Source organism: bacterium (assembly GCA_035295165.1).
In the GTDB taxonomy this organism is placed as follows: Bacteria; Sysuimicrobiota; Sysuimicrobiia; order Sysuimicrobiales; family Segetimicrobiaceae; genus JAJPIA01.
In genome coordinates this window covers 87,285-111,672 of sequence record DATGJN010000092.1, presented here as the reverse complement: position 1 = coordinate 111,672, position 24,388 = coordinate 87,285, and the positions used below count along the sequence as shown (strand labels likewise).

General features: G+C 69.4%; 18 protein-coding genes and 1 tRNA gene. 2 read left to right on the top strand and 17 right to left on the bottom strand.

Features of this window, described 5'->3' with window-relative positions; translation table 11 throughout:
- Nucleotides 1-398 precede the first annotated feature (398 nt).
- The 15 genes from VKZ50_15970 to VKZ50_15900 form a co-directional block, all read right to left on the bottom strand.
- Nucleotides 399-472: transfer RNA gene (locus VKZ50_15970), tRNA-Gln, on the bottom strand.
- A gap of 123 nt (nucleotides 473-595) precedes the next feature.
- Nucleotides 596-2,086 carry a glutamate--tRNA ligase gene (gltX, locus tag VKZ50_15965; protein ID HLJ61224.1) on the bottom strand — a complete coding sequence of 497 codons (1,491 nt, stop codon included), beginning with the start codon at nucleotides 2,084-2,086 and terminating at the stop codon, nucleotides 596-598.
- A 67-nt stretch (nucleotides 2,087-2,153) separates the two neighbouring features.
- On the bottom strand, nucleotides 2,154-3,083 hold the full coding sequence (locus VKZ50_15960; protein ID HLJ61223.1) for a ribose-phosphate pyrophosphokinase: 930 nt from the start codon (nucleotides 3,081-3,083) through the stop codon (nucleotides 2,154-2,156).
- A gap of 58 nt (nucleotides 3,084-3,141) precedes the next feature.
- Complete coding sequence (locus VKZ50_15955; GenBank protein ID HLJ61222.1) at nucleotides 3,142-3,405, bottom strand: stage V sporulation protein S; 264 nt, start codon at nucleotides 3,403-3,405, stop codon at nucleotides 3,142-3,144.
- A gap of 99 nt (nucleotides 3,406-3,504) precedes the next feature.
- Entirely contained in the window at nucleotides 3,505-4,257 is a 753-nt protein-coding gene (locus VKZ50_15950) for a WecB/TagA/CpsF family glycosyltransferase (GenBank protein HLJ61221.1), read from the bottom strand.
- Complete coding sequence (csaB, locus tag VKZ50_15945; protein ID HLJ61220.1) at nucleotides 4,254-5,330, bottom strand: polysaccharide pyruvyl transferase CsaB; 1,077 nt, start codon at nucleotides 5,328-5,330, stop codon at nucleotides 4,254-4,256. Before csaB ends, VKZ50_15950 begins: the two co-directional genes overlap by 4 nt.
- Nucleotides 5,327-7,411: a DUF5693 family protein gene (locus VKZ50_15940; GenBank protein HLJ61219.1), complete on the bottom strand. Its 2,085-nt coding sequence runs from the start codon at nucleotides 7,409-7,411 to the stop codon at nucleotides 5,327-5,329. Before VKZ50_15940 ends, csaB begins: the two co-directional genes overlap by 4 nt.
- Nucleotides 7,412-7,429: 18 nt before the next feature.
- On the bottom strand, nucleotides 7,430-8,188 hold the full coding sequence (locus VKZ50_15935; GenBank protein HLJ61218.1) for a DUF2993 domain-containing protein: 759 nt from the start codon (nucleotides 8,186-8,188) through the stop codon (nucleotides 7,430-7,432).
- Between the two features lie 2 nt (nucleotides 8,189-8,190).
- Nucleotides 8,191-9,295, bottom strand: a protein-coding gene (gene prfB, locus VKZ50_15930; protein ID HLJ61217.1) for a peptide chain release factor 2 whose coding sequence is annotated in 2 segments (ribosomal slippage) — nucleotides 8,191-9,279 and nucleotides 9,281-9,295 — 1,104 coding nt in all. Because the reading frame shifts where the segments join, the coding sequence is not laid out codon by codon here.
- Between the two features lie 135 nt (nucleotides 9,296-9,430).
- Nucleotides 9,431-11,458, bottom strand: a complete 2,028-nt coding sequence (lnt, locus tag VKZ50_15925) for an apolipoprotein N-acyltransferase (protein HLJ61216.1) — start codon at nucleotides 11,456-11,458, stop codon at nucleotides 9,431-9,433.
- A 6-nt stretch (nucleotides 11,459-11,464) separates the two neighbouring features.
- Nucleotides 11,465-14,146, bottom strand: a complete 2,682-nt coding sequence (gene secA / locus VKZ50_15920) for a preprotein translocase subunit SecA (GenBank protein ID HLJ61215.1) — start codon at nucleotides 14,144-14,146, stop codon at nucleotides 11,465-11,467.
- Nucleotides 14,147-14,332: 186 nt separating this feature from the next.
- On the bottom strand, nucleotides 14,333-15,118 hold the full coding sequence (locus tag VKZ50_15915; GenBank protein HLJ61214.1) for a polysaccharide deacetylase family protein: 786 nt from the start codon (nucleotides 15,116-15,118) through the stop codon (nucleotides 14,333-14,335).
- Nucleotides 15,118-15,942, bottom strand: a complete 825-nt coding sequence (locus VKZ50_15910; GenBank protein ID HLJ61213.1) for a hypothetical protein — start codon at nucleotides 15,940-15,942, stop codon at nucleotides 15,118-15,120. Before VKZ50_15910 ends, VKZ50_15915 begins: the two co-directional genes overlap by 1 nt.
- A 31-nt stretch (nucleotides 15,943-15,973) precedes the next feature.
- Nucleotides 15,974-16,795 carry a transporter substrate-binding domain-containing protein gene (locus VKZ50_15905; protein ID HLJ61212.1) on the bottom strand — a complete coding sequence of 274 codons (822 nt, stop codon included), beginning with the start codon at nucleotides 16,793-16,795 and terminating at the stop codon, nucleotides 15,974-15,976.
- Between the two features lie 233 nt (nucleotides 16,796-17,028).
- Nucleotides 17,029-17,331, bottom strand: coding sequence for a zinc-ribbon domain containing protein (locus VKZ50_15900; protein HLJ61211.1), 303 nt, complete (start codon nucleotides 17,329-17,331; stop codon nucleotides 17,029-17,031).
- 161 nt (nucleotides 17,332-17,492) lie between these two features.
- On the opposite strand from VKZ50_15900, the gene VKZ50_15895 reads away from it, so the two are divergent.
- Complete coding sequence (locus tag VKZ50_15895; protein HLJ61210.1) at nucleotides 17,493-18,170, top strand: hypothetical protein; 678 nt, start codon at nucleotides 17,493-17,495, stop codon at nucleotides 18,168-18,170.
- A 56-nt stretch (nucleotides 18,171-18,226) separates the two neighbouring features.
- On the opposite strand, the gene VKZ50_15890 is transcribed toward VKZ50_15895, so the two are convergent.
- On the bottom strand, nucleotides 18,227-19,393 hold the full coding sequence (locus VKZ50_15890; protein ID HLJ61209.1) for a hypothetical protein: 1,167 nt from the start codon (nucleotides 19,391-19,393) through the stop codon (nucleotides 18,227-18,229).
- Nucleotides 19,390-21,216 carry an ABC transporter ATP-binding protein gene (locus VKZ50_15885; protein HLJ61208.1) on the bottom strand — a complete coding sequence of 609 codons (1,827 nt, stop codon included), beginning with the start codon at nucleotides 21,214-21,216 and terminating at the stop codon, nucleotides 19,390-19,392. The genes VKZ50_15890 and VKZ50_15885 overlap by 4 nt, the downstream gene beginning before the upstream one ends.
- Before the next feature lie 533 nt (nucleotides 21,217-21,749).
- Here VKZ50_15885 and VKZ50_15880 point away from each other — a divergent pair.
- Complete coding sequence (locus VKZ50_15880) at nucleotides 21,750-24,245, top strand: glycosyltransferase (protein HLJ61207.1); 2,496 nt, start codon at nucleotides 21,750-21,752, stop codon at nucleotides 24,243-24,245.
- Nucleotides 24,246-24,388 lie beyond the last annotated feature (143 nt).

Genomic DNA, 24,388 nt, shown 5'->3' with positions numbered 1-24,388 from the left:
CCATCTTTCCGCTGTTGAGTAGGCCAGAGGTGTGCAGCAGTCTAAACGCAGGAGACTGTCCATACCTGTCGCTCACCTGTTTCAGGCGTGCGAACCAACGGTTTTGGATCATGTTGGCCTCCCTCTCTTGCGGGTTTCCGTTGTTCGCGTTCGACTCCTGCTAGCGTCGGAACCCTGGCCCGGTGCCCACGGGAATGCCAGCTCGGCCGCCCGCGGCCGGGTGCACCATGGACCGCCATGCACATCATTGGAGCCACGGCCCAAGCGAACGGAATGGCTTGACGAGTTGGCATTCCCGGAGTCGGGGGAGGGTGAGTTTGGTCGCAAACTGCGCGGGCGGCGCTCTCCTCGGTGCCGAACCGTGCTGTTCGGTGCAACGATCGAGGAGCCACAAGGCGTGGCTGGGGGAGGAGGATTCGAACCCCCGCTAACGGGTCCAGAGCCCGTCGTCCTACCGCTAGACGATCCCCCAACGAGACCTCACGGGCGCCCTCATTATACTGAGGGCCAAAGAAGCGTGTCAACGCGAATGGCGGACCCATCACGACGCGGGGTGCTCCGGCGGTCGCGGGGACCGCCATCGAACGGACGCCAGCTACGCGCGAGGGAGGCGTCCAGCAGTGGTCAACTCGATCGCCTTGTCGAGCCGTGCCAATACGCGTTCGCGCCCCAGGACCTCGATCAACTCGAACAACCCGGGGCCCACCGTCTTCCCGGTGATCGCCACGCGCAGCGGGTGGATGATGACCCCGCGGGAAACACCAAATGACTCCGCACCGCGCGTGATCGCCCGTTCGATGTCGGAGAGCGTGAAATTCGTAGCGGCGGCCAGAGCCTCACGCATGTACGCGAGCACTTTTGCCACACCGTCTGTGTTGAAATACTTCTGCACCGCCTGCGGATCGTACGTCACGTCGTCGGAAAAGAAGAAGTCGCCGTACACGAGCACGTCGCTTGGCAATCGAAGCCGTTCTCCCATGATGCTGACGACCCGCGCGACGTACGCCCGCTGCTCGGCGGTGACCTCCCCGGTCAACACCGACTGCCGCCGAAGGTAGCCCACGACCAGATCGACGACCCGGTCCGGGTCGCGGCGATAGGCCTCCTGCATGTACACCCCATTCAGCCAGGTCAACTTCTGGACATCGAACACGGCCCCGCTCTTGCCCATCTCCTCGATGCGGAACCGCTCGACGAGCTCGGACACGGAGAACACCTCGCGCCCGTCCTCAGGGTACCACCCCATCAGCGCGAAGAAGTTGACGAGCGCCTCGGGCAGGAACCCCTGGGCCGCGTAGTCGCGCACCGCGGTGTCGCCGTGGCGCTTGCTCAGCTTTTTCCGGTCGACCCCGAGCAGCACCGGCAGATGCGCGACCTTGGGGTGCTCCCACCCGAACGCCTGATACATCAGGAACTGCCGCGGCGTGTTGGAGAGGTGCTCGGAACCGCGGACGATGTGCGTGATGAGCATACCGTGGTCGTCGACGACGTTCGCGAAGTTGTAGAGCGGGGTGCCGTCCGACCGCACGATGATGAAGTCGTCCAGATCGCCCGGCTGGAACTCCACCCGCCCGAGGACCAGATCCTCCACGATGATCGTCGGATGCGCTGCCGGCACCCGAAACCGCAACGTCGGTCGGCGCCCCTGCGCCTCAAATCGCGCACGGTCCGCCGCCGACAGATCCCGGCAGCGGCCTGAATACCGGTACGGCCGCCGCTCCGCGGCGGCGCGGGCGCGCTCCGCCTCCAGTTCCTCCGGGGTACAGTAGCACGGGTACGCGGCCGACCGCGCGACGAGCACCTGCGCCTGCTCGTGGTACAGCCGGCTCCGTTCCGTCTGCCGGTAGGGTCCATACGGCCCGCCGACGTCCGGGCCTTCGTCCCAGTCCACGCCGAGCCAGCGGAGGTCTTCGAGGATGGACCTCTCGTACTCCTCGGTCGATCGGGTGCGGTCCGTGTCCTCGACACGCAGCACGAACTGCCCGCGGTAGTGCCGCGTGAACAACCAGTTGAAAAACGCCATCCACGCGCCGCCGACGTGAAGAAAACCGGTGGGGCTCGGAGCATAGCGGGTGCGCACGGTCATGCGGTCAGCGTAGCACACCACCCGTCTGCGGCGCAAACACGCGGCCGCGCGGACGGCGCGGGACCGATCAGCTCAGCAGGGTGCTGACCGAATCGTTCAGGTGGATGTTGCGCATGGCGCGGGCGAGCAGCGGCGCGCCCGACAGCACGCGCACCTTGTCGAGCCGCTTCTCGGGAGGAATCGGGACGCTGTTCGTCAGCACGACCTCCCGCACGTCCTCGCGGCACACGGCGTCGATCGCCCCTTCCACGAGCACGCCGTGCGTCGCGCACACGTACGCCTCCGGACGCGCGCCCTGTTCCCGGATCGCGTCGAGCGCCGCGCACATCCGATCGGGCGTATCCACGATCCGATCGACCACGACGGGTACCCGTCCCGCCACGTCGCCGACGACCTGGGTCAGCGGGCCGGCGCCATGGAGTTGGCCCCGCTGGAACACCACCGCGAGCGGCAGGTGCAGCCGCTCGGCCAGCCGGAACGCGGTCTTGACGGCACTGTCGTCCGGCGCCACCACGACCGCATCCGAGAGGTCGCGCGTCCCGAGATACTCCGCGAACAGCGGAAGCGCGCGCAGATGGTCCACCGGGATCTCGAAGAACCCCTCGATCTGGTCGGCGTCGAGGTCCAGTGCGAGCACGCGGTGCACGCCGGCGCTCTGGAGGAGATCCGCCACGAGGCGTCCAGTGATCGGCGACCGCGGCGCGTGCTTCTTGTCCTGCCGCGCATAGCCGTAGTACGGCATCACCGCGGTGATGCGCCCCGCGGACGCCCGGCTGAGCGCGTCCACCATGACGAGCAGCTCCATGAGATTCTCGTTGACCGGCGGGCACGTCGGCTGGATGATGAACGCATCTACGCCGCGGACGCTCTCCTCGTACCGCGCGTAGATCTCGCCATCTTCGAACCGCCGAATGGTGACGCGGCCGAGAGGCAACCCGAGCTCGGAGGCGACCTCCTCGCCGAGCGCGCGGTTCGCGGTCCCGCAGAACACTTTCATGTCGCCGTCGGAAAGGCTGTCATCGAACCGCCGACCCCCGCCGGGACGCCGGTCGAGCCTAGCGCGCCTGGACCAGGAAACGGATGGCGGTTCGCTCTTCGCCTTCAATCTCCACCTTGGTGAACGCCGGGATCGCGATCAGGTCGATGCCGTTCGGAGCGACAAACCCACGTGTGATGGCGATCGCCTTGACAGCTTGATTCACGGCACCGGCGCCCACGGCCTGAAGCTCGACCGATCCCTTCTCCCGCAGCACCGCAGCCACCGCACCCGCCACGGCCTTGGGCTTCGAGTCGGCCGAGACCTTCAGAACCTCCCCCATGCGGCCACGGCTCCTTCGTTCGCTGCGCCAGCGACCGATCCGGCCCCCTATTCCATGATACGCGGGGGAACTCCTTCAGAAGCGCGTCGGGCGGGCTTGTCACGACCCGGACGCAGGATGCAGCAACGCGCGGAGACGCTGCCCGTAGACGACCGCCATGAAGTGCGGGATCGCGAGCTGCCGGCCAAAGCGTCTCGGCTCGCGCAGGAGTCGGTAGCACCATTCGAGGCCCAGCGTCTGCCACACCCGCGGCGCGCGCCGGGCGCGCCCGGTCCACACGTCCAAGGCGCCCCCGATCCCCATTGCGACGGGCACGCTGAGGTCCGCGAGCCGCTCCGAGAGCCAGCGCTCCTGGCGTGGCGCCCCCAGTCCCGCGAGCAGGACGGTCGGCGCTGCGTCACGAATCGCGCGCACGACGTCGCGGTCGGCGTCCGGCGAGAAGTACCCGTCCCGCGCACCCACAACCAGAAGCCCAGGGTACCACGCGCGTAGGCGCGCTGCGGCACCGTCGGCCACGCCAGGACGACCGCCGAGGAGGTAGACGCGCCACTGACGCCGCGCGGCCTCTTGACACAGGCGGGCCGCGAGGTCGATGCCCGGCACGCGCCCCGGCAGCGTGCGGCCGAGCTGCCGCGATCCCCACACGACACCAACCCCGTCCGCGACGACCAGGGACGCCCGGCGCAGGATCCCCCGTACGTCCGCGTCCCTGCGCGCGAGCATCACCATCTCCACGTTGACCGTAACGACGAGGCGGGGGTCCGGTTGCAGGGCGAACTCAACGATCCGCGCCGCGGCGCCGTCGAGGTCGATCGGGTCGAAACCGACCCCGAGAATGTCGATCCGGCTCATGCGAGTAGGTCCGCCGCGAGCGCTGGCGCAAGCTTCGCGCGGTCTCGCAGCGGCGCGGCCGCCGCCAGGAGACGCGCACGGTTCGCCGCGCGCTCCGCGACGGCTCGGTCGATCGACGCGACCAGATCGTCAGGCGCAATCGACTCGGCGCCGGCCGGATCGGGCTCGCCGAGCTCTCGCGCCAGCGCGGTCACTTTTGGATCGTAGGCGACGGGAACGATCGGCACACCCTGGGCCGCCGCGAACAGCAGCGCGTGCAACCGCATCCCCACCAGCACATCGAGTGCCCCCACCAGCGCGAGGATCTCGCGCGGGCCGAGCGGGGCACGCACCACCGTCGCGATGTCCCCGAGTTCGCCCGCCACCTCATCGGCGACCGCCAGGTCCCACGGCCGATGCATCGGCAACAACACCCAGCGCACGCCCAGGCGGGCGGTCACCGCGCGCGCCGCCGCGACCGCCGCCCGCACCGCGGCGCCGGATCCCCACGCCCGCAGCGCGAGGCCGAAGCGCGGTCCCGCGCCCCACCGGGCCCGCTCAGCCACCGCCGCGGCCGACCAGTCCGGCTCGAGAAGCCATGACGGGTCGGCGCTGACGACGATCCTGGGGCGCCGGACACCGAGCGACGCAAGCACGCTCTGCGACGTGCGGTCGCGCAGCGTCACAAGATCCACGCGGTCGACCACGTAGGCGACCCCGGCGCGGACGGTAGCCCGGGTCGGCGGTTCGATCCCCTGGGCGTGCACGGCCGTCCGGCGCGCGAGGCGCCGCCCCAGGCTGAGCACGCCGAGATAGTACCAAGGGCTGCGCCAGCTCGTCGCGTCCTGAAAGAGACTGCCGCCACCGCACAGAAGCAGGTCGGCCCCGCGGAGCACGCCGGCGATCGCGCCGGGCGCCGTGCGGGCAACGCCGCGGATACCATGGGTCCTCGCGGTCGCGTCCGGTGCCGCCGAGAGCACGGCGATCTCGGCATCCGGCCGGCGGCGCCGCAGTTCTTGGACGGTCGCCGCGAGCACCGCTTCGTCTCCGAGATTGTCGAACCCGTAGTAGCCGGAGATAACAATCCGGCTCATGCCATGCGTGACGCCCCGGGGGACGCTCGGGAAGAGTCGCCGTCCACGGCCGGTCCCCACCAACGGCGCGCCCACCACAGCAGCGCAACGAGCACGCCGCCGAGCACCGAGCCGATCGCGAGCGCGTAGACCGTCCGCATGAACGCGTAGACGAGCGGGGTGTGGATGTGCGAGAACGAGTTGACGAGCCCGACTTGGCCGATCGCCCCGATCACCGCGGCCGGCAGGATCCAGCGCCGCAACCCGGCGGCCGCAAGGGCGAATGCCAGCACCATGAACGGGTCGCCGACAAGGTACTCCTTGGTCCTCGGTCGCGCGATCAGGACCCGCTCCAGCACGACGCGGCTCTTCAGCTCGAGACCGCCGAGGAGGGGCAGCCCGGAGTTGCCGGTGCGACCGAGCGCGAACACCACCGCGGTGGCGATGACGATGATCGCGATGCCGTACTCGAGCAGCAGGGGCTGCCGTAGCCACCCGCGCAGCCGCCGCCACAGCTCGCCCGGCGCCACGTCCGCCGCGGCCAGCAGCAGACCGAGGACGATCACCGGCACGACGTGGGCGAGCTTCACGCCGAGGAACTCCCGCACTTCCATCATGAAATCCCACTCGCTCAGCAACGCCGCCATCACGAGCGCGCCCAACACGCTCACGAGCGACACGGTCCACAGCCCGACGACGCCGCGCGCGAACGCCCGCAGCCCCGACCGGGTCGGCGCGGCCCGCCGCCCCGCGATGTCCTCCCGACGGGCCGCCGGCACCAGCCACATCATCCCGAGTGTGGGGAATGTCAGCGCGGCCAGGAACGCGAGGGCCTCGCGCCACAGGGTCACGTGGTGGAGCGCGAGCGCCGCCACCGTAAGCACGGCGCCGACGCCGACCCACAGGTGCAGCCGCGCGACCGGCAACGGGCGCGCAAGCGCGCCCCACACCTCGGCCGTGGCGATCGCCGTGACCGATACCGTTCCGAGCGCCGCGAGGCCGAACAAGGGCGCGGGCGTGCTCATCACGGGCAACGGCGCCGCCTTACCGAGCTTGTAGCCAGCCTGCGTCAGCTCGTCCGCGATCGACTTCACATAATCGAGGTTCGTCTGCATCTCGTCCACGCCCGCGGTCGTGCTCAGAAACGGACGGACGTAGAGGATCCGCACATTGCGCTCGCGCGCCGCGAGCACGAACTTGTCGCGCGCGTCCTCCGGCGTTGACGTTGCGAGTTCCTGCGGCGTCATGCTGAAGACGCGGATCATGTCCGGGGCGACGAGTCTCGTCAACCCATCTTCGCCCTTCTGCTTGCGGGTCGCGATGAACGACTCGATGCGGCCGAACGCGAACCCCGCCGACTTCATCTGGGCGGCGACGTCGGGGATCAACGCGTCGTACCCCAGCACTTGATCGCGGTCGAAGATCAGCGTGAACGGCTGGCCCGCCTGCCGGAGGTCCACGAAGAACGCGTCGAGCCCACCCGGCGCGACGTAGTGGAAGTTGAGCACGCGCAACTCCGCCGCGAGCTCGCGATCGTGGAGTGCCTGAATCGCGCCCGGCGGCACCCCGAGCGACGCATCCTCCACCTCTTGGCCGCGCGCGCCAATCTCGAGCACCGGGCCGCTCCCCTCGCGCATGACCGCGCGATCGGCCCCCAATTGGTCGGCGAACCCGCGCTGGACCAGTCGCAGCACCGCCGGCTCGCCGACCACGTACGTGCTGTTCGGGTGAATCCGCCCCTGCCGCGCCATGTCCAAGAGCGGACCGCCGAGGCTGCCGGTGCGGACGGCGTTCAGCGCGTCGGTGCCCGTCATGTACGCGATCATTCCCGTGTTGGCCAAGCGCCGGAGCGATGCAGCGTACAGCGTCACGCTCCGTACGCCGCGCTCGCGCAGCGCCGCGTACAGCGTGCCGAGGTCCATGCCGTCCCGTCGGGCCAGGGTCGTCCAATCGTCGCCGTCGGCCGTGATCTCCACAGTATGGTAGGCGCGCTCGACTTCGGAGCGGTGGCCGAGAATCACAAACGCCGCCACCACCCCCAACACGGCGCAGACGGTCAGCACGGGGTAGCGGCGCGCGAGCGTTCGAACCATTGCCGTCATCGCGCCACCCCCGCGGGCCTACCGCGTCCCCGCCGCCGCATCCACGATCACCTCTCCCTCGCCCACCGTCACGCCCGTGAGGTGCAGACCGAACGGCAGTGCCCCCACGTCCAGTACCGGGTTCAACCCCCCGATCAGCTGCGCCACGATCGCGCTCGGGACCGGCACGCCGGCGACCGTCACGCGATCCAGGGCGAGATCTGCCGCGTGCTCGCCGCGCAGCACCAGCCGGCCGGTCCCGACCGCCTGGAGCGACATGCCGAGCACGCCGACCGTGGCGGCGAGGGAAATCCGTCCCGGGTGCAACGTCACGACGGCGTCCCGCACCGAGGGCTGCGCGCCGAGCATGCTCTGCAGCGCGTCCTGCGCCACCGTGAACCGCGCGACGGCCGAACCGAGCGAGCGGATCGAGACCTGGCGCTCCGCGTAGAGCGCGCCGGCGTCCATCTGCACGCGGTCCAACGTGGCGTCAAGGGACTGCACCCGCAACGTACCGACGCGCAGATTCCTGGCGGCCACGGTGAGAACGTCCACGCGTCCCCACCACAGCGCCGCCGGCGGCCACGCGGTGACCTCCACCCGCACGCGCTCCGCGTCCAGCGCCCGCACGAGCGCCATGTCCAGGGCGGCGGACGCGACCGTCGGCCCTCCCACGCTTACCCCGACCGCGACCACCAGCGCCACGACGACCGCCCACCACAAGACGCCGGCCCGAACGCCGGCCTTGCGCGGCGTCCGGTTGGCCGAGTCCGAAGCGTTCCACCGCGCCGCGGCCATTCTCAGGAGGGCGCCTGCGGTTCGGTGCCGCGGCGGTCCGCGCCGGCGCTCACCTCGCCGGCCTGCGCGGGCGCGCGGCCGAGTCGAAGGTAGGCGTCGATGAACGGGTCCAACCCGCCGTCGAGCACCGCCTGCGTGTTGCCGGTCTCGACGCCGGTGCGATGATCCTTCACGAGCGTGTACGGGTGCAAGACATACGACCGAATCTGGTTCCCCCACGCGGCGTCGCGGTGTTCCCCGCGGATCGCCGAGAGCTTCTGCTGCTGTTCCTCTTGGCTGCGCTCGAACAGGTGCGCCTGGAGCAGCTTCATCGCGGTGAGCTTGTTCGCGTGTTGGGAGCGTTCGTTCTGGCACTGGACGACGATGCCGCTGGGCAGGTGGGTGATCCGGACGGCGGTCTCGACCTTGTTGACGTTCTGGCCGCCGGCGCCACCCGATCGGTACGTATCCACGCGCAGCTCGTCGTCACGAATCTGCACCTCGGTCGCCTCGACCTCAGGGATCACATCGACGAGGGCGAAGGAGGTGTGGCGGCGGTGCGCCGCATCAAACGGCGAGAGACGGACGAGCCGATGGACGCCGCGCTCGCCCCGCAGATAGCCGTACGCGTTCGGGCCGGAGACGATGACGGTCGCGCTCTTCAGGCCCGCTTCCTCGCCGGGCGACATGTCGACGACCTCGGTGCGATAGCCGTGGGTCTCGGCCCACCGAAGATACATGCGCAACAACATTTCGGACCAGTCCTGGGATTCCGTACCACCCGCGCCGGCGTGTACCGAAAGGATGGCGTTGCTCGCATCGTGCTCACCCGCAAGCAGCGTCGCCAGTTCGAAGCGATCGAGCCGCCCGCCGACCGCTTCCAGCTCGCGCTCAACCTCGGCGAGCGTCGCCGCATCCTCGCTCCCGGCGAGCTCCACCAGCTCACGCAGGTCGCCGATCTCGCGATCGAGATCGGTCAGCTCGTCAATCCGGGAGCGAAGCCCGGCGACCTCCTGCGAGACGCGCCGGGCGGCGTCTTGGTCATCCCAGAAACCCGGTTGCTGCATCTGCCGTTCGAGATCCGCGACGCGGGCGCGCATGCGGGGAACGTCAAAGATGCCTCCCGATACCGCTGAGGCGCTCCTGATAGCCTTCGAGCGTACGCTTCAGTTCCTCGACCGTCACTGCCGACCCCCAACTCGTACACGTCGCCGAGGCCGACCCGCGGCGCACGCCGCGCGGCCCGACGTCCCATTATATCACTCACCAGGGTGAAAGCAAAAAACCGAGGAAGACCGCGCCCGCGCCGTGCGCCACCGCGAGCGCGGGAACCTGCGGCCACCGCGTCCGAATCGCGCCGAAGGCGAGCCCCGCGCAGCAACTCCACACCATGGCCTCCGCGCCCCTCGGCGAGGCGGCGAGCAACCCGAGCACCGCGGACCACGCGACCGCGACGCGCCAGCCGCGCCAGGCGAGCGCGGCACCGTACACGAGTCCTCGCAGCCACCACTCCAAGGTCAGGCCGACGACGAGCACCTGCACCAGGCTCCCTACCCACCACCCGCCCGCCGGGGACCCGAAGGTCACCGGCGCGCCCTGCGACGCGAACGCTTGCGCCGCGACGCCCACCACAACCCCGACCACGGCCAGGCCCGCAACCGCGGCCGGCACGAACCCGGCCGCCTGGAACCCCAGGCTGCGCACCGGCCGACCGATGCTGAACACGACGTTCGCCCCCAACACCGCCAGCACCGGCAGCGGCACCGGCGCACCCGCGACGAGCAGGCCGGGCGTCCGCGCGGCATCGGCGCCCCATGCCACGGCGGCGATCGCGAGCAACGGGGCGACGGACACGGTGAGCAGGCGGACGAACGCAGGATCCGCGGGAGGCATCCCGCCGACCCAAGCCCGCCGCGCGAGCAGCACCGTGCCGATGGCGACGGTAGCCCACGGGAGCAGGTCGCCGTATCGGGCGTACGGCGTCAACCTGGCCGTCGCGGCAATGCGCGCCACCAGGACGCCGCGGGCCCCGAGCGGCAGCATTGCCACGACGCGGCCGTGGGGGTCGATCACCTCGCTGATGCCGCTGTTCGCGGCACGAAGCAGGTAGCGCCCTTCCTCGATCGCCCGAAACGCCGCCGCGGCGGCGTGCTGCTCCGCCGGGGCAGGGCCGGAGAACCACGCGTCGTTCGTGAGCACCGCGAGGAGATCGGCGCCGCCCAACACGGTGTTGCGGGCGATCTCGGGAAACACGCTCTCGAAGCAGATCGCGATCCCCACCGGCCCGCTCGGCGCCGGCAGCACGCCGGGCGTCCGACCGGCGCGCTCGCCGAACTCGGCGAACGGTACCAAGTGCATCTTGTCGTAGCGACCCACAAGGGCACCCGCGGGCGAGAACGCGAACGCGGAGTCGGTGGTCCCGCCCTCCAGGCTGCTTGCGATCAGCGCGACGGGACTCCGACGGATCCATCTCCCGATGCGGGCGAGCGCGGCGGCGTCGCCGGCGACATCCGTCGGAAACGCGGTCTCCGGCCACACCACGAGCTGAGCCCCGCGTGACGTAGCCTCGCTCGTGAGCGTCTCGAGGACCGCGAGTTGCGCGCGTGTGTCCGACAGGGTCGTGGGCCCGCGGGGGGGCGCGTTCGGCTGCACGACCGCGGCGGTCACCGCACCCGAGGGCCCGGCTGGCGCAACCGGGGTCTGCAGCGCCGACCACCCCCACCCGACGGTTCCCGCGATCAGCGCCGCCGCGGCCAGACACGCGCTCACCGTGGCGCGGCGGACGACCACGTTTGCCAGAAGCGCGTTCGCCAGCACAACGATGAAACTGACGCCCCACACCCCGGCGACTGACGCAAGTTGCGCCACCGGGAGTGCCCCGTGCTGCGACTCTCCCACGAGCGCCCAGGGAAATCCGAGCGGGCCCTGGCTCCGCACGAACTCACCGACAACCCACACGAGGGGCATCCAGAGCAATCCGAGGGCGTCGCCGCGCCCGCGTTGCGCCCACGCGGCGGTCGCGGTCGCCGCGCCGGGGAAGACCGCGACGAGCGCCACGGCGGACACCCACACGACGGGGCCGAACGCCGTGAGCCACCACAACACGCCGCCGAACGCGACCAATCCCCAACAGTAGCCGAGGCGAAACGCGGTCCGCGGAGTTTCGGTCGCCGCCGCGACACACAACGGCACAAGCGCGACCCATGCGAGCCATCCGAGGTCGAACGGGGGAAACGCCGCCGCGTACGCGGCGCCGGCGAGGAGAACCGCGAGGAACCGCGGCGCTGTCACACTAGCTCATTCACCCCGGCCGTGGCACTTCTTGTACTTCTTCCCGCTGCCGCACGGGCACGGGTCGTTGCGCCCGACCTTGGCCACGCGGACCTGTGTCGCGGTCCCGCCGCCCCCGACCGCCGCCGCGGCTGGCTGCGGACGCCCCGCATCGCCGCCGCCGCTCTCTCGGGTCACGCGGTATCCGGTCCGCGCCGGGGTGCGAACCGCGGGACCGGCGTCCCTGGAGGGCGCCGCCGCCGCGGCCTGGACCTGCACGAGGTACAGGAACCGGACCGTCTCTTCCTGCACGTCCCGCTTGAGCTGCTCAAACAACCCGTATCCTTCCTTCTGATACTCAATCAGCGGATTCGCCTGTCCGTACGCCCGGAGCCCGATGCCCTCGCGGAGCGCGTCCATCGCGTACAGATGGTCGATCCACTTGCGATCCAGGGTCTGCAGCAGAATGATGCGCTCCAGCTCGCGCATCGTCTCCGGCCCGACCGCCTGCTCCTTGGCCTCGTACGCGGCCAGCGAGGCCTCCAACACGTGTTCGGTCACGCCGTCGGCGTCGAGCCCGCGCAACTGCTCCACGGTGAGGTCGGGAGGCAGCGGGATCACATGCCGAACCTCCTGTAGCAGCCCGTCGAGGTCCCACTCTTCCGGCCGCGACTCCGTGGAGCAGAATCCCGCAACGAGATCGTCGACGAGCTGCTCGATGAAGTCCAGGATGTTCTCCCGCAACCCTTCGCCGAGGAGGACCTTGCGGCGCTCGCCGTAGATCACCTGCCGCTGGACGTTCATCACGTCGTCGTACTCCAACACGTGCTTCCGCACGTCGAAGTGGTACGATTCGACCTTCTTCTGCGCGTTCTCGATCTGTCGTGTCACCAGCGCGTGCTCGATCGGGACGTCATCCTCGATGCCGAGCTTCTCCATGATGCCGGCGATGCGTTCGCCGGCAAACAGACGCATCAGTTCGTCGTCCAGGGCGACAAAGAATCGGGACGAGCCCGGATCACCCTGGCGTCCGGCGCGGCCGCGCAGCTGGTTGTCGATGCGGCGCGCTTCGTGCCGTTCGGTCCCGACGATGTGCAGCCCGCCCAGCGTGCGCACCTTCTCCGCGTCCCCCGCCTCGGGCGGGTTGCCGCCGAGCAGGATGTCCACGCCGCGCCCCGCCATGTTGGTGGCGATCGTCACGGCGCCCGACCGACCGGCCTGGGCGATAATCTCCGCCTCACGCTCGTGGTACTTCGCGTTGAGGATCTGGTGCGGAATGCCGCGCCGGCGGAGGAGCGCCGACACCGCCTCGCTCTTCTCAATGGAACGCGTGCCGACAAGCACCGGCCGCCCCTTCTGGTGCCACTCAGCGATCTCGTCCGCGACCGCCTTGAACTTCGCCTTCTCATGCTTGTAGACGAGGTCCGGCGCGTCCTTGCGGACCATCGGCTGGTGGGTGGGAATCGAGACCACGGGCAGGTTGTAGATCTGCGTGAGCTCCGCTTCCTCGGTCTTGGCCGTTCCGGTCATCCCCGCAAGCTTGTCGTACATGCGGAAGAAGTTCTGGAACGTAATCGTGGCGAGGGTCTGGGACTCCTTCTCGATCTTCACGCCTTCCTTGGCCTCGATCGCTTGGTGCAGCCCGTCGCTGTACCGCCGTCCGAACATCAGGCGACCCGTGAACTCGTCCACGATCAGCACCTGGCCGTCCTTGACGACGTACTCGACGTCGCGGTGGTACAGGGTGTGGGCGCGCAACGCCTGCTGCGCATGGTGCATCAGCTCGATGTGCTTCGGATCGGTGAGGTTGTCGATGCCGAGCCACCGCTCGAACTGGCTCACACCCTGCTCCGTCAGCGTCGCGGTCTTGAGCTTCTCGTCAACGTGGTAGTCCTGCTCGGCGGCGAGACGGGGCACCAGCTTGGCAAACTGGTAGTAGAGGTCCGTAGACTGCTCCACCTGGCCGGAGATGATGAGCGGCGTCCGCGCCTCATCGATCAGGATAAAGTCGACCTCGTCGACGATCGCGTACCGGAGCTCACGCTGGACGAGATCCTCCCCTCGGATCACCATGTTGTCACGAAGGTAGTCGAACCCGAACTCGTTGTTCGTGCCGTACGTGATGTCCGCGAGGTATGCCTCGCGCCGGTGGACCGGGCGGAAGTGCACGAGCCGCTCGTCACCGTGGTGGGCCGCGTCATGATACGTGGGATCGTAGAGCCCGGCAAACTCGTGCGTGATCACGCCCACGCTGATCCCGAGCAGATGGTAAATCGGCCCCATCCACCCAGCGCCGACCCGCGACAGATAATCGTTCGGCGTGACCAGGTGTCCCCCGCGTCCCTCAAGCGCGTTCAGCGCCAGGGGGAGCGTCGCGACCAGCGTCTTGCCCTCGCCGGTCTTCATCTCGGCGATCTTCCCGCTGAACAGCACCGCGCCGCCGATCAACTGGACGTCGTGGTGGCGCTGGCCCAGCGCCCGCTTCGACGCTTCGCGGACCACCGCGAACGTCTCGGCCATCACGTCGTCGAGCGGCTCGCCACCGCGGACGCGCTCACGCAACTCGTCCATCTTCGCGCGCAGCGCGTCGGTGGACAGGCCCTCGAGATCGGGCTCCATCGCATTCACGTCGCGCACGAGCGTGTCGCGCAGGTGTTTCACGATGCGCTCGCTACTGTCACCGAGCAGATTCTGGAAGAGCTTCAGCATTCGATCGCTCCTGAAGTCGCGGGCACGCCCCTCGACCACGGGTCGCCCACGGACGCTACGGTGCCGCCGGTCCTCCGGCTCCTACTATATGATTCACCAATCCCGCGCTCCTTAGCCTAACGTACGCCCACGCCCATTATAGTCCAGGCTGTCTACACCGGGGGCGGGCGCAGGCTGCCGCGCGCGTCAGGGCGCAGGCAGCCGGAGCTTGCGGGCGTATCCCGCCAGGGAATCGTCGTGCGCGACCCGCACGCGCTCCAGCTCGTACGGGCGGCTCGCGGCACTGACGAACCCCGGGATCTCCGTCACGGCGCCACGGTAGCCAAGGTCGGAGAGGCTCCGTTCCACGCTTTGGGAGTATCGGCCGGAGGGGTACGCGAAGAACGTGACCGAGTCTCCTGCCCACTCGCCGATGAAACGTTTACTGTGTTCGAGCTCGAGGCGGGCAATCGACGGCGGCAGAGCGGAGAAATCGACGTGGTGCTGCCCGTGGGATCCAAACGCCATCCCGGCGGCGGCCATTTCCTTGATCTGCGTCACCGTCAGGTGATCGGGCGTCCCCACGGTGGACGTCACGACGAAGAACGTTCCCGTGAACCGGTACCGGCGGAGCAGCGGGAACGCGACGGTATAGTTGTCCTCGTACCCGTCGTCGAAGGTGAGGACGATTTCCGGCCCGGACGCCGGTGCGTGCCGGACCATGTGCGTCCACATGTCGTCGAGCGTGATCGAACGGAACCCGTGCCGCCGCAGGAATCGGAGCTGCGCCTCGAACGCGGGCGCCATCACCGTGAGGCCCACGGTGATCGGATCGCGCGCGGACAGCACCGTATCGATCCGGTGATACATCAGCACCGGGACCGCCGTCTGCGCGGCCATTCCTCGCGTCGGCACGCCCGGCGCCGCACAGACGACCACGCAGGCGATCGCCGCCGCCCGCGCAAGCGCGGTCCAGACCGGCCGTACAGGCACTAGCGGGTACCGAGCCCGAGTACGGTGCGGTTGATGGCGTCGAGCGTGGCGTGGACCATCGCCTCCCGGGCGTCGTTGCGCACCACGGCCGACCCGCTGAGCGTCTCTTCGTCCGGGCCCAACCACGAGACGACCACCAAGGCGATCTGGTGAGCGCCGGCCAACACAGCGGTCGCGGACTGCACGACGAATAACGCGTCTGCGCGCAGGTACGTCTCCACGGCGCGCAGGGTCGCCTGCGCGACGAGTTCGAGCAGGTGGGACGCCGCGTTGGGCCCGGAGGCCGCGCCTTCGTAAATCAGCCCGTCGTGCTCGAGTTGTACGCGTACCTCGGCCGACGACCGGAGCCGCGACACCGTCAGCCCGACGGACTTGAGCCGGGACCGCACCGGCGACGGACCCGACTCGGCCTGGCCGGGGCGCAGGCCCGCGACCCTCACGTGCCCCGGCTCCAGGCTGACGCCGAACTGCGCCGCGAGCGTCGCGATCACATCCGCAACGATCACCTTGGGGCTACGCTCGGCCGAGGCCAACACGTGCACACGAGCGATCGCCCCGTCCTCTCCGAGATCCACCCGCACGGCCGACACGCCGCGGAGACGGCGCACCGCTTCCTCGGCCTCGTGCGCCAGCGACCGCCGCGGTTGCTCCATCATCGCCCCCCCTTGGGATCCGGCGAACCGGTCCGGCCCGCGCGCGAAGGCCGCCGGGCCCCTCCGGAACTCCGTGCGCCGGCCTCGCGTTCCGAACGCGGCGACGACCGCCTTCGTACCGTACTGTTCATCCCCCGGCGCCGCCGCTCCTGTCCGGCCCCTACCCGTCACGCCGCACGCGCTCCACGACCGGACCGGCCGGCTACAGGTGCCACCGCGCCCGGAGCCGCCCGAGGCCTCCGTCACGATCGAGCGCGTGCACCGCGGCAGAGACAGCCGAGGCCAGATCCGGGGCGTCCTTCGACACGACGACGACCCGCGGAACGGGGGCGCCGAAGCCGCCGACGACCCGCAGTCCGGCGTGACTGGCCGCATAGTCGAGCACCAGGGGGGCGTCGGCGACCGCAGCCCGCGCACGGCCCTGCGCCACCGCCGCAAGCGCCTCTTCGGGCAGGTAGGTGAGATCCGGGATCGCCCCCGCGTCCTGCGCCACCGCCACCCCTCGGCTCCCGGCGGCCACCGCCACGTGGAGGCCGCGCAGTCCGTCGAGCGACCCGACGGCGCTGCGCCCCTGGGACAGGATGGCTTGTTGTGACGTGTAATACGGGTCGGACGGTAGCCCAGGCACGACGGCCTGCGGTGCGACCCCAACCACCGCGTCTGTGTCCGCCGGCACTCCGTCGCGGACCGTCAGGATCGGTGTATCAACGACCACGAGCCGGACGCCCAGCGATCTGGCGAGCAACGTCGCCAACTCGATGTCAAATCCGGCCGGCGCGCCGTCCCGGCGAAACGCCATCGGTGGATACGACAGGTCCACGGCAACTCGGAACACCCCGGCGCGGCGAATCTTGTCCACCGTCGGCCCGACGGCGGCGACATGCGGTGCCGCCGGGAGCGGGGGTACCTGCCCCGTACGAGCTCCGCAGGCTACGAGCGCAAGCGCTGCGAGCGCGGGCACCGCGACGCGCCGAAGCCACGACGAGCGCGCCGCGGCACGCAACGGGCCGCACCAGAGCGTCACGAGACCCACGTGTGTCTCAACCGTGCCCGTTCCTGCGGACGTGCGGGACCGTGTCCACGGACATCGGCGGACGGTGTTGCCGCCGATTCGCGCGCCGGAAGTCCGCCGGCGACGGACGCACACCATCGCTCGTCGGGCCATCGACGATAACGGCTCGACGGCATGCTCTTGGGTTCACGCGCCACGTACACGGAGTGAGTGCTGCGCCCACGTCAACGAACTGGTGGCTGCCCCTACGCCCGGCGCTGCTGCGCGCGGAGTTCACGAAAGCAATCGGGGCAGTACACTGGCCGGTCGGTTCGGGGCCGAAACGGAACCTGTGTCTTGGACCCGCATTTCGTGCGGATCGCGTCGAACATCTCGCGAGGCAGTCCCGCGACGGACTCGCGAGAGCGCTTCCGGACGTCCCGGCAATCTTTGCACCGCAACGGCTCGTTCGTAAATCCCTTCTTGGCATAGAATTCTTGTTCCCCCGCCGTGAAGACAAATTCCTTGCCGCAGTCGAGACACTGGAGGGCCTTGTCCGCGAACCCCAAAGTACATTCCCCCAGGGACCGGTGCCGGCAAAACGTGCGGTGCAAGTCAAGCGATCAACGTTGGGTTTACTCACATTATACGACCACCTGCGATGGCATGACAAGCAACGGAGGGACGATCCTCCGCCTCGACGAACCCATGAGAAGAGGTGAACGGCACGATGCGACGCGTCTGCGTACCCCGTATGTGGCGACTCGCGGCGACCTGGGGCGCCGTGTTGACGCTGGCGTGGGCTGCGTGCGCCCTCTCGCCCGTCCCGTTGGGGGCCCAGCCGTCCTACCCCCTCTATTTCAACTTCAAGATCCCGCTGGTGCTCCCGGGGTTTTCGGTGACCGACCCCAATGCGGTCCAGACACCACCCATCGGCGGTGTGATCCCGCCTCCCGGGAGTCCCAACGATCAGAACGTGCAAACCTTCTACTCCGGGACGATCGCGGGCACGCTCGGCGGCGTGGCCATCAAGACGGGCAAGTTTCGCTACGGTCTCGGCGCCAGCAAGTCCGCCGGCGGCGGGACGTTCTCGTTGACGACCGCCGCCGGATCGACCAACGGCCAGATCCTGCTCACGGTCAACGGAGATCGCACGACGCTGCTGTTCTTCGGGGTTTACCTCGGTGCTCGGATCGAGTTCACCCTCGTCACGAACGGCATGTTGATCGGTGGAGAAGGGTACGCGGCCAACGGGCTGGCACCAACGGGATTCGCCTCCCATGACGCGTATATGGCGGCGGTACAGAAGGCGGTCGCATCGACGCAGGACGCATCGCGGCAGCAGATCATCTCCGCGGCCGACACCAACCAGCGCCTCGTTCGGGACTACCAGCAACACAGCCACTAGCGCCGCCCCCCCCCACGCGATCCATCGCGTCTCCCGGCCGCGCTCGACGCGGGCGGCTACACGTCCATTCGCCGGAGGACATCGGCCAGCACGCGGTCCGCGCCAAAGTACTCTTCCGCGATCTCCCGCGCCGCCCGGGCGTGAAGGGTGTAGTCGGCGTTGATCCGAGCGACACTCTCCACGATATCTTCCATCGTGCGAAACGCGAACAACCCGCGCCCGGTCGGCACCGCGTTACCGAAGCCGGTGTCCTGAGTGATCACCGGGCGGCCAGCCGCCAGGTAGCACGCGCTCCGGTCGCTGAACCACCCGCTCCGCAGCCGGATGTTCTGGTCTTTCGCCACGGTAAACTCCCCGCGCGACGAGCGGATGTACTCACGGTAGGGGTCGAGGTCTCTGGAGAGGGCGAGGGCGTCGCGCACTCGCCAGCCATACCCCGCGAGTTTGCGTACCGTCTCGGCGTCGCCACACGCGAGTGTCAACTCGAACGGCACCGCGGCGTGGCGGGGAAGCTCGATGAACTTCAGAAACTCCTCGTGCTTGCTCCACCGATAGGTCTCACCGTTCCACTCGACGTCGTTGGACTGACTCCAGTTGGCCACGGTGGTCAGGGGCGCGTCGTCGGACGGCGGGGGGCCCGGGTTCCACCAATCGAGGACCACGGCGGGACGCGTCCCCGACCACGTGAACCGCTCGACGGGCACGCCGCAGTCCGGCGCGCCCAGGTTCTCCCCGTACGTGAAGTGGTGCGTGTGCGTCTCGAGCATCGCAATCGCCTCCGCATCTCCCTTGGCGACCTCGATCTGGCTCCGCACGGGATCCGTCTCGAGGTAAACGCGCACGGGCACGCGGAGGTGCTCGTCGCCAAGCATGGTCGCTCCCGAAAGATTGATGAGCGCGTCGGCGCCCTCGAACAGATCGGTGAGCCGGCGCTCGTTCATGCCGTACACCCGCCGCCCTCGCGACGCGGCACGAAACGCCCACTGTGCATCAAGGCCGCGTCGGGCCATCAGACGCGCCAGGTACGCGACCGTATAGCTGGGGTCGTCCGTCACCGTGTTGCGCTCCGCGTCATACGGCCACGCGCCCGTGTCCTCAACGTAGGCAACATCGCAGCCGAGCCGCCGGAACCCCTCGAGGTAATGGAGCGTCTGCCACGCAACGCCGGCAAACGGCAGCCGGCCCGCGATGCCCATCACGACCAGGCGCGGACGCCGGGTCATGCGTCCGCCGACCCGCCGGGCGCGCCATGGCTCGCGAGCGCCGGGTCGTGTGGGACGAACACCGTCTGCTGGCGGCACAACCTCGCGTAGAGGCCGTTCCGGTCCATCAGGTCGGCGTGCCGCCCCTCCTCGACGACGGCGCCCTCGTCGAGGACCAGGATCCGGTCGGCCCGCCGGATCGTGGAGAGCCGGTGGGCGATCACGAACGTCGTGCGGTGCTTCCCCAGCCGCTCCAACGCCGCGAGCAACCCCGCCTCCGTGAGCGCGTCCACCGCCGAGGTCGGTTCGTCGAGGATCAGGATCGGCGCGTCCTTCACAAACGCCCGCGCGATGGACAGACGCTGTTTCTCGCCGCCCGACAGGGTCGCGCCCTTCTCCCCGAGGACGGTGTCATATCCGTCCGGCAAACGCCGGATGAACGCGTCGGCGTTCGCGGCGACCGCGGCGGCGACGATCACCTCACGCGTCGCGTTCGGCCGCCCGTAGCCGATGTTCTCCGCAACCGTCAGGGGAAAGATGAACGGGTCCTGCAGCACGATCGCGATCTGCTGGCGCAGCGACCGCACGCGAAGCCGGGCCAGGTCGTGGCCGTCGATCGTGATTCGGCCGGACCACGGATCGTAGAACCGCACAAGCAGGTTCGCGAGCGTGCTCTTGCCCGCACCGGTGGGACCCACGATGGCCACCATCTCGCCCGGGTGCACGTCGAACGAGACCTCCCGCAGCGCCGGACGCCCGGGCTCGTACCCGAACGTCACGTGCTCGTAGCGGATGTGCCCGCGCACGCGCCCATCGAGGACGTCGGGGCCGTCCCGCACCTCGGGCGCCGTGTCGAGCAACTCCAGCACGCGTTCCGCGGCCGCCGCGGCGGATTGCACCGTGGACGCCGTGGAGGTGCTCGCGTGGAGCGGGACGTAGAGCGCCGCGAGGTACGCGAGAAACACGAGCAGCGTTCCGACGGTGGTTCGGCCGTGAAGCACATCCACCGCGCCCACCCACATCACCGCAGCGGTCCCAACCGCCGTGACCAGGCCGACGAACAGACCGAAACGCGCGTCCGCCTGCGTGGCGCGTACGTAGGCGGACGCCGTGTCCTTTGCGTAGGCGCGAAAGCGGGCCTGTTCCGTCTCCTCGCGTGCGAACGCCTGCACGGCCGCGATCGCGTTCATGGTCTGCTCCACCACGGACATCATGCGCCCTTCCAGATCGCGCCGCCGCCGGTGCCGAACCCGCATCGACTCGCCGCACACACGGATGGTCAGCGCCAGCAGCGGGGTGACCAGCAGAGAGAGGGCGGTCATGCGCGGCTCGAGCCGCCACATCACCGCGAACATCGCGGCCAGCGTACCCACGGAGCGCAGCAGCGGGTGCAGGGCGCCGTTCAACAGGGCTTGCACGCAATAGGAATCCACGGTCACGCGCGAGATCGTGTCCCCGACCGGCCGGCGACGATGGAACGTCAGCGACAGGCGTTGCAGATGCGAGAACAAATCGGCGCCGAGATCGTACACCATGCGTTGGCCGAGCCGCACGGCGGCGGTGGTCTCGACCATCGACGAGACCGCGCCGACGGCAAAGATCAGCACGGTACCGACGCAGACCCACAGCAGCAGCCCGGCGCCGCTTGCGGCGGGCGACGCGCCCGCGACGCCCCGCAGCCAGGCCGGCAGCGGCTGATGTCCCAGCACCTGGTCGACCAGGAGCTTCGTCGGCCACGGACGGAGTACATCGATGCCGATCGTCACGAGCATCGTCGCAAATACGCCCAGCGCTTCGCGCCAGTGCGGCCGCAGATATCGAAGCAACAGCAGCGGGGTCCTCATGATGCGTACCATTAATACTTATAATACTTACCCGAAACACCTATTCAGAACACCTCTCTGAGGGTTACGCAGAACACGTACATTGGCGGTCCGCCGCCTCCCCATCCCGCCGGACGGAACGCTAGACCGAGGTTTGGATCGGCGATTCGTGGGTATCACATCAATAGGGAACGCGAAGGGACCGCGGTCGCGCCGCGGCGGTGAGTCAAGGATCGCCGCACGACCGCCTTCCCGACGGACCTCGCAACGCCGCCGGTTCATCGCGATCCAACAGTCGAGCAGGTTCGGAGGAGCCATCAACCGCGTGACGATGCCCCTGATGCGCAAGCGGCGGCCGCCGGCTTCATCGTCCGGCAGCGCCGCTTGCGGTACCGCCGCCGGATGTCCTCGCCGCGGGCAGCGACGGACGCACGGCCGAGCCGTCACCCCGCTGCGACCGGCGCCGCCGGCCAGCCCCACACGTCATGGCGCGTAGCGCGACAACGTCTCCGCCCGTCGCGCGGCCCTCCGCCGAGGTACCGCCGCGCCCCCGGGTGACCGGGAAGTTCGTCCGCGTCGGCGACCGGCCGCTGTGGATCCGAGGCGTCACCTACGGGCCGTTCCGCCCTCGCGAGGACGGAATCGAGTATCCCGCGCGCGATGTCGTCGTTGCGGATTTCGAACGCATGGCGGCGCACGGGTTCAACGTGGTGCGCACCTACACCGTCCCCCCGCTGTGGTTGTTGGATGCCGCCCAACAACGAGGCCTGCGGGTACTGGTGGGGATCCCCTGGGAACAGCACATCGCGTTCCTCGACGATCGCGCTCGCGCACGAGATATCGTCACCGGGGTGCGTGCCGGCGTGCGGAGATGCGCTGGCCATCCGGCCGTCCTAGGCTACGCGGTCGGCAACGAGATCCCGGCGTCGATCGTCCGCTGGCACGGAGCACGGCGCATCGAGCGCTACATCCGGCGTCTGTACAACGCGGCGAAGGCCGAGGATCCCGGAAGCCTCGTCACGTATGTGAACTACCCCACCACCGAGTACTTGGACCTGCCGTTCCTGGACCTGGTCTGTTTCAACGTCTACCTTGAATCGCAGAGCCGGTTCGAGTCCTACGTCGGCCGTCTGCAGAACATCGCCGGGGACCGTCCCCTGGTGCTCACGGAGATCGGGTGCGACACCGCCAGCCACGGCGCGACGGCCTACACGGTCGTCGCAGGCCAGGCGCGGGCGGCGTTCGCGGCGGGATGTACCGGCGTGTGTGTGTTCGCGTGGACAGACGAGTGGCATCGGGGAGGATACGACATCGAGGAGTGGGCGTTCGGCTTGACCGACCGGGACCGGGCGCCCAAGCCCGGCATGGCCGCCGTCTGCGCCGCGCTCAAGGACACGCCGTTCGCCCGGCACCTGAGCTGGCCGCGGATCTCCGTCATCGTGTGCAGCCGGAACGGGGCGCGCACCATCGGGGAGTGCCTCGCGGGAGTAGTTCGGTTGGAGTATCCCGACTATGAGGTGATCGTCGTCGACGATGGCTCCGTGGACGACACCGCGGCGATCGCCCGCGCGTACGGCGCCAAGACGATCGACGGTGGCGGCGCGGGGCTTAGCGCAGCGCGCAACGCCGGGTTGGCGGAGGCCACGGGGGAGATCATCGCGTACCTCGACGACGACGCGAGCCCCGAGGCGCACTGGCTGTACTACCTCGCTACGACCTTTGGCCGCACCGCGCATGCCGCGGTCGGTGGGCCGAATCGCCCTCCTGCGGGGCCGACACACACCCCGGGCGTGATCGAAGAGTGCCTCGCGGTGGCGCCCGGCACGCCCACGCACGTCATGCTTACGGACGACGAGGCGGAACACGTCCCGGGATGCAACATGGCGTTTCGCCGCGCGTCCCTGGAATCGATCGGAGGCTTTGACCGGCGCTTCCGTGTCGCGGGCGACGACGTGGACATCTGCTGGCGCATCCAAGGCGCCGGCGGGACACTCGGCTTCAGCCCGACCGCCGTAGTCTGGCACCGGCGACGGGACACAATCCCCCGGTACTGGACGCAGCAGGTCGGATACGGCAAATCCGAGGCGCTGCTCGAGCAGAAGTGGCCGCAGAAGTACAACACCGCCGGGCACCTCGCGTGGCAGGGTCGCGTGTACGAGCCCGCCGCGGCCCCGCGCCGCGGCCGTGTCTACCATGGAACTTGGGGGCTCGCGGCGTATCAATCGCTCTACGCGGCACCGTTTCATCCGCTGTGGTCCCTCCCCTCGGTTCCGGAGTGGTATCTCGTCGTGGCGGTCCTCGCCGGGCTGTCCGCGCTCGGTGCGCTCTGGGCCCCGCTGCGGATGGCGATCCCCGTGCTGCTCCTCGCGGTCGCGGCGCTGGGCGTCCACGCGGCGACGTGCGCCGCCCGGTCGCTCTCGTCGCAACGCACGCCGCGCGGGCCTCTCGAGCGGGCGCAGCGCCACGCGATCATGACGCTGCTCCACTTGATCCACCCCGCCGCCCGGCTGTACGGGCGCATCCGGAACGGCCTGACGCCGTGGCGGCGCCACCAGGTCACCGGCGCAACGGCGCCGTGGCCCCGGGTGTCCACAGTCTGGAGCGAACGGTGGAGGGCCGCCGAAACCTGGCTGGAAACGGTGGAGCACGATCTGCAACAGGAAGGCGCCGTGGTGGCGCGGGGCGGGGACTTCGACGAATGGGATCTTGAGGTACGCGGGGGTGCGCTCGGCGGGATGCGCCTCCGCCTCGCGATCGAGGAACACGGAGCCGGCCGCCAGCGGGTGCTGCTGTGGTCGTGGCCGCGGTGTTCGGTCTGGGGACTCCTCGCGGCCGCCGGAGCCGGTGCGTTGGCCGCGGATGCCGCGGGAGCGGGCGCGTGGAGTACGGCGCTCGTCCTCGGCGCGACCGCGCTCTGGCTGTCTTTCCGCGTCGTACAGGACACCGCGAGCGCCACGGCCGCGTTTCTCCGCGTGGTGACGCAATTGCGTGGCACTGTCGTGCTGCGCGTCGCGATGCTCGCGTGGCCGGTGCGCACGGCTCCGTGGTAACCCCGGCGCCGCCGACGACGGGACGCCCTGAGAACGGCGCGCACCGCGCGGGCGTGGTATCATCGTGGCTAGGCGGCGCCGCGAACGCGGGTGCACGTCAATCCCCAGCGGCGCTGGCGCCGCGGTCTCGAGCAGGGATCGTC

Coding starts and splice junctions, on each gene's coding strand:
- gltX (HLJ61224.1), bottom strand. CDS start 2,086: ATGACCGTGCGCACCCGCTATGCTCCGAGCCCCACCGGTTTTCTTCAC.
- VKZ50_15960 (HLJ61223.1), bottom strand. CDS start 3,083: ATGAAAGTGTTCTGCGGGACCGCGAACCGCGCGCTCGGCGAGGAGGTC.
- VKZ50_15955 (HLJ61222.1), bottom strand. CDS start 3,405: ATGGGGGAGGTTCTGAAGGTCTCGGCCGACTCGAAGCCCAAGGCCGTG.
- VKZ50_15950 (HLJ61221.1), bottom strand. CDS start 4,257: ATGAGCCGGATCGACATTCTCGGGGTCGGTTTCGACCCGATCGACCTC.
- csaB (HLJ61220.1), bottom strand. CDS start 5,330: ATGAGCCGGATTGTTATCTCCGGCTACTACGGGTTCGACAATCTCGGA.
- VKZ50_15940 (HLJ61219.1), bottom strand. CDS start 7,411: ATGACGGCAATGGTTCGAACGCTCGCGCGCCGCTACCCCGTGCTGACC.
- VKZ50_15935 (HLJ61218.1), bottom strand. CDS start 8,188: ATGGCCGCGGCGCGGTGGAACGCTTCGGACTCGGCCAACCGGACGCCG.
- secA (HLJ61215.1), bottom strand. CDS start 14,146: ATGCTGAAGCTCTTCCAGAATCTGCTCGGTGACAGTAGCGAGCGCATC.
- VKZ50_15895 (HLJ61210.1), top strand. CDS start 17,493: ATGCGACGCGTCTGCGTACCCCGTATGTGGCGACTCGCGGCGACCTGG.
- VKZ50_15890 (HLJ61209.1), bottom strand. CDS start 19,393: ATGACCCGGCGTCCGCGCCTGGTCGTGATGGGCATCGCGGGCCGGCTG.
- VKZ50_15885 (HLJ61208.1), bottom strand. CDS start 21,216: ATGAGGACCCCGCTGCTGTTGCTTCGATATCTGCGGCCGCACTGGCGC.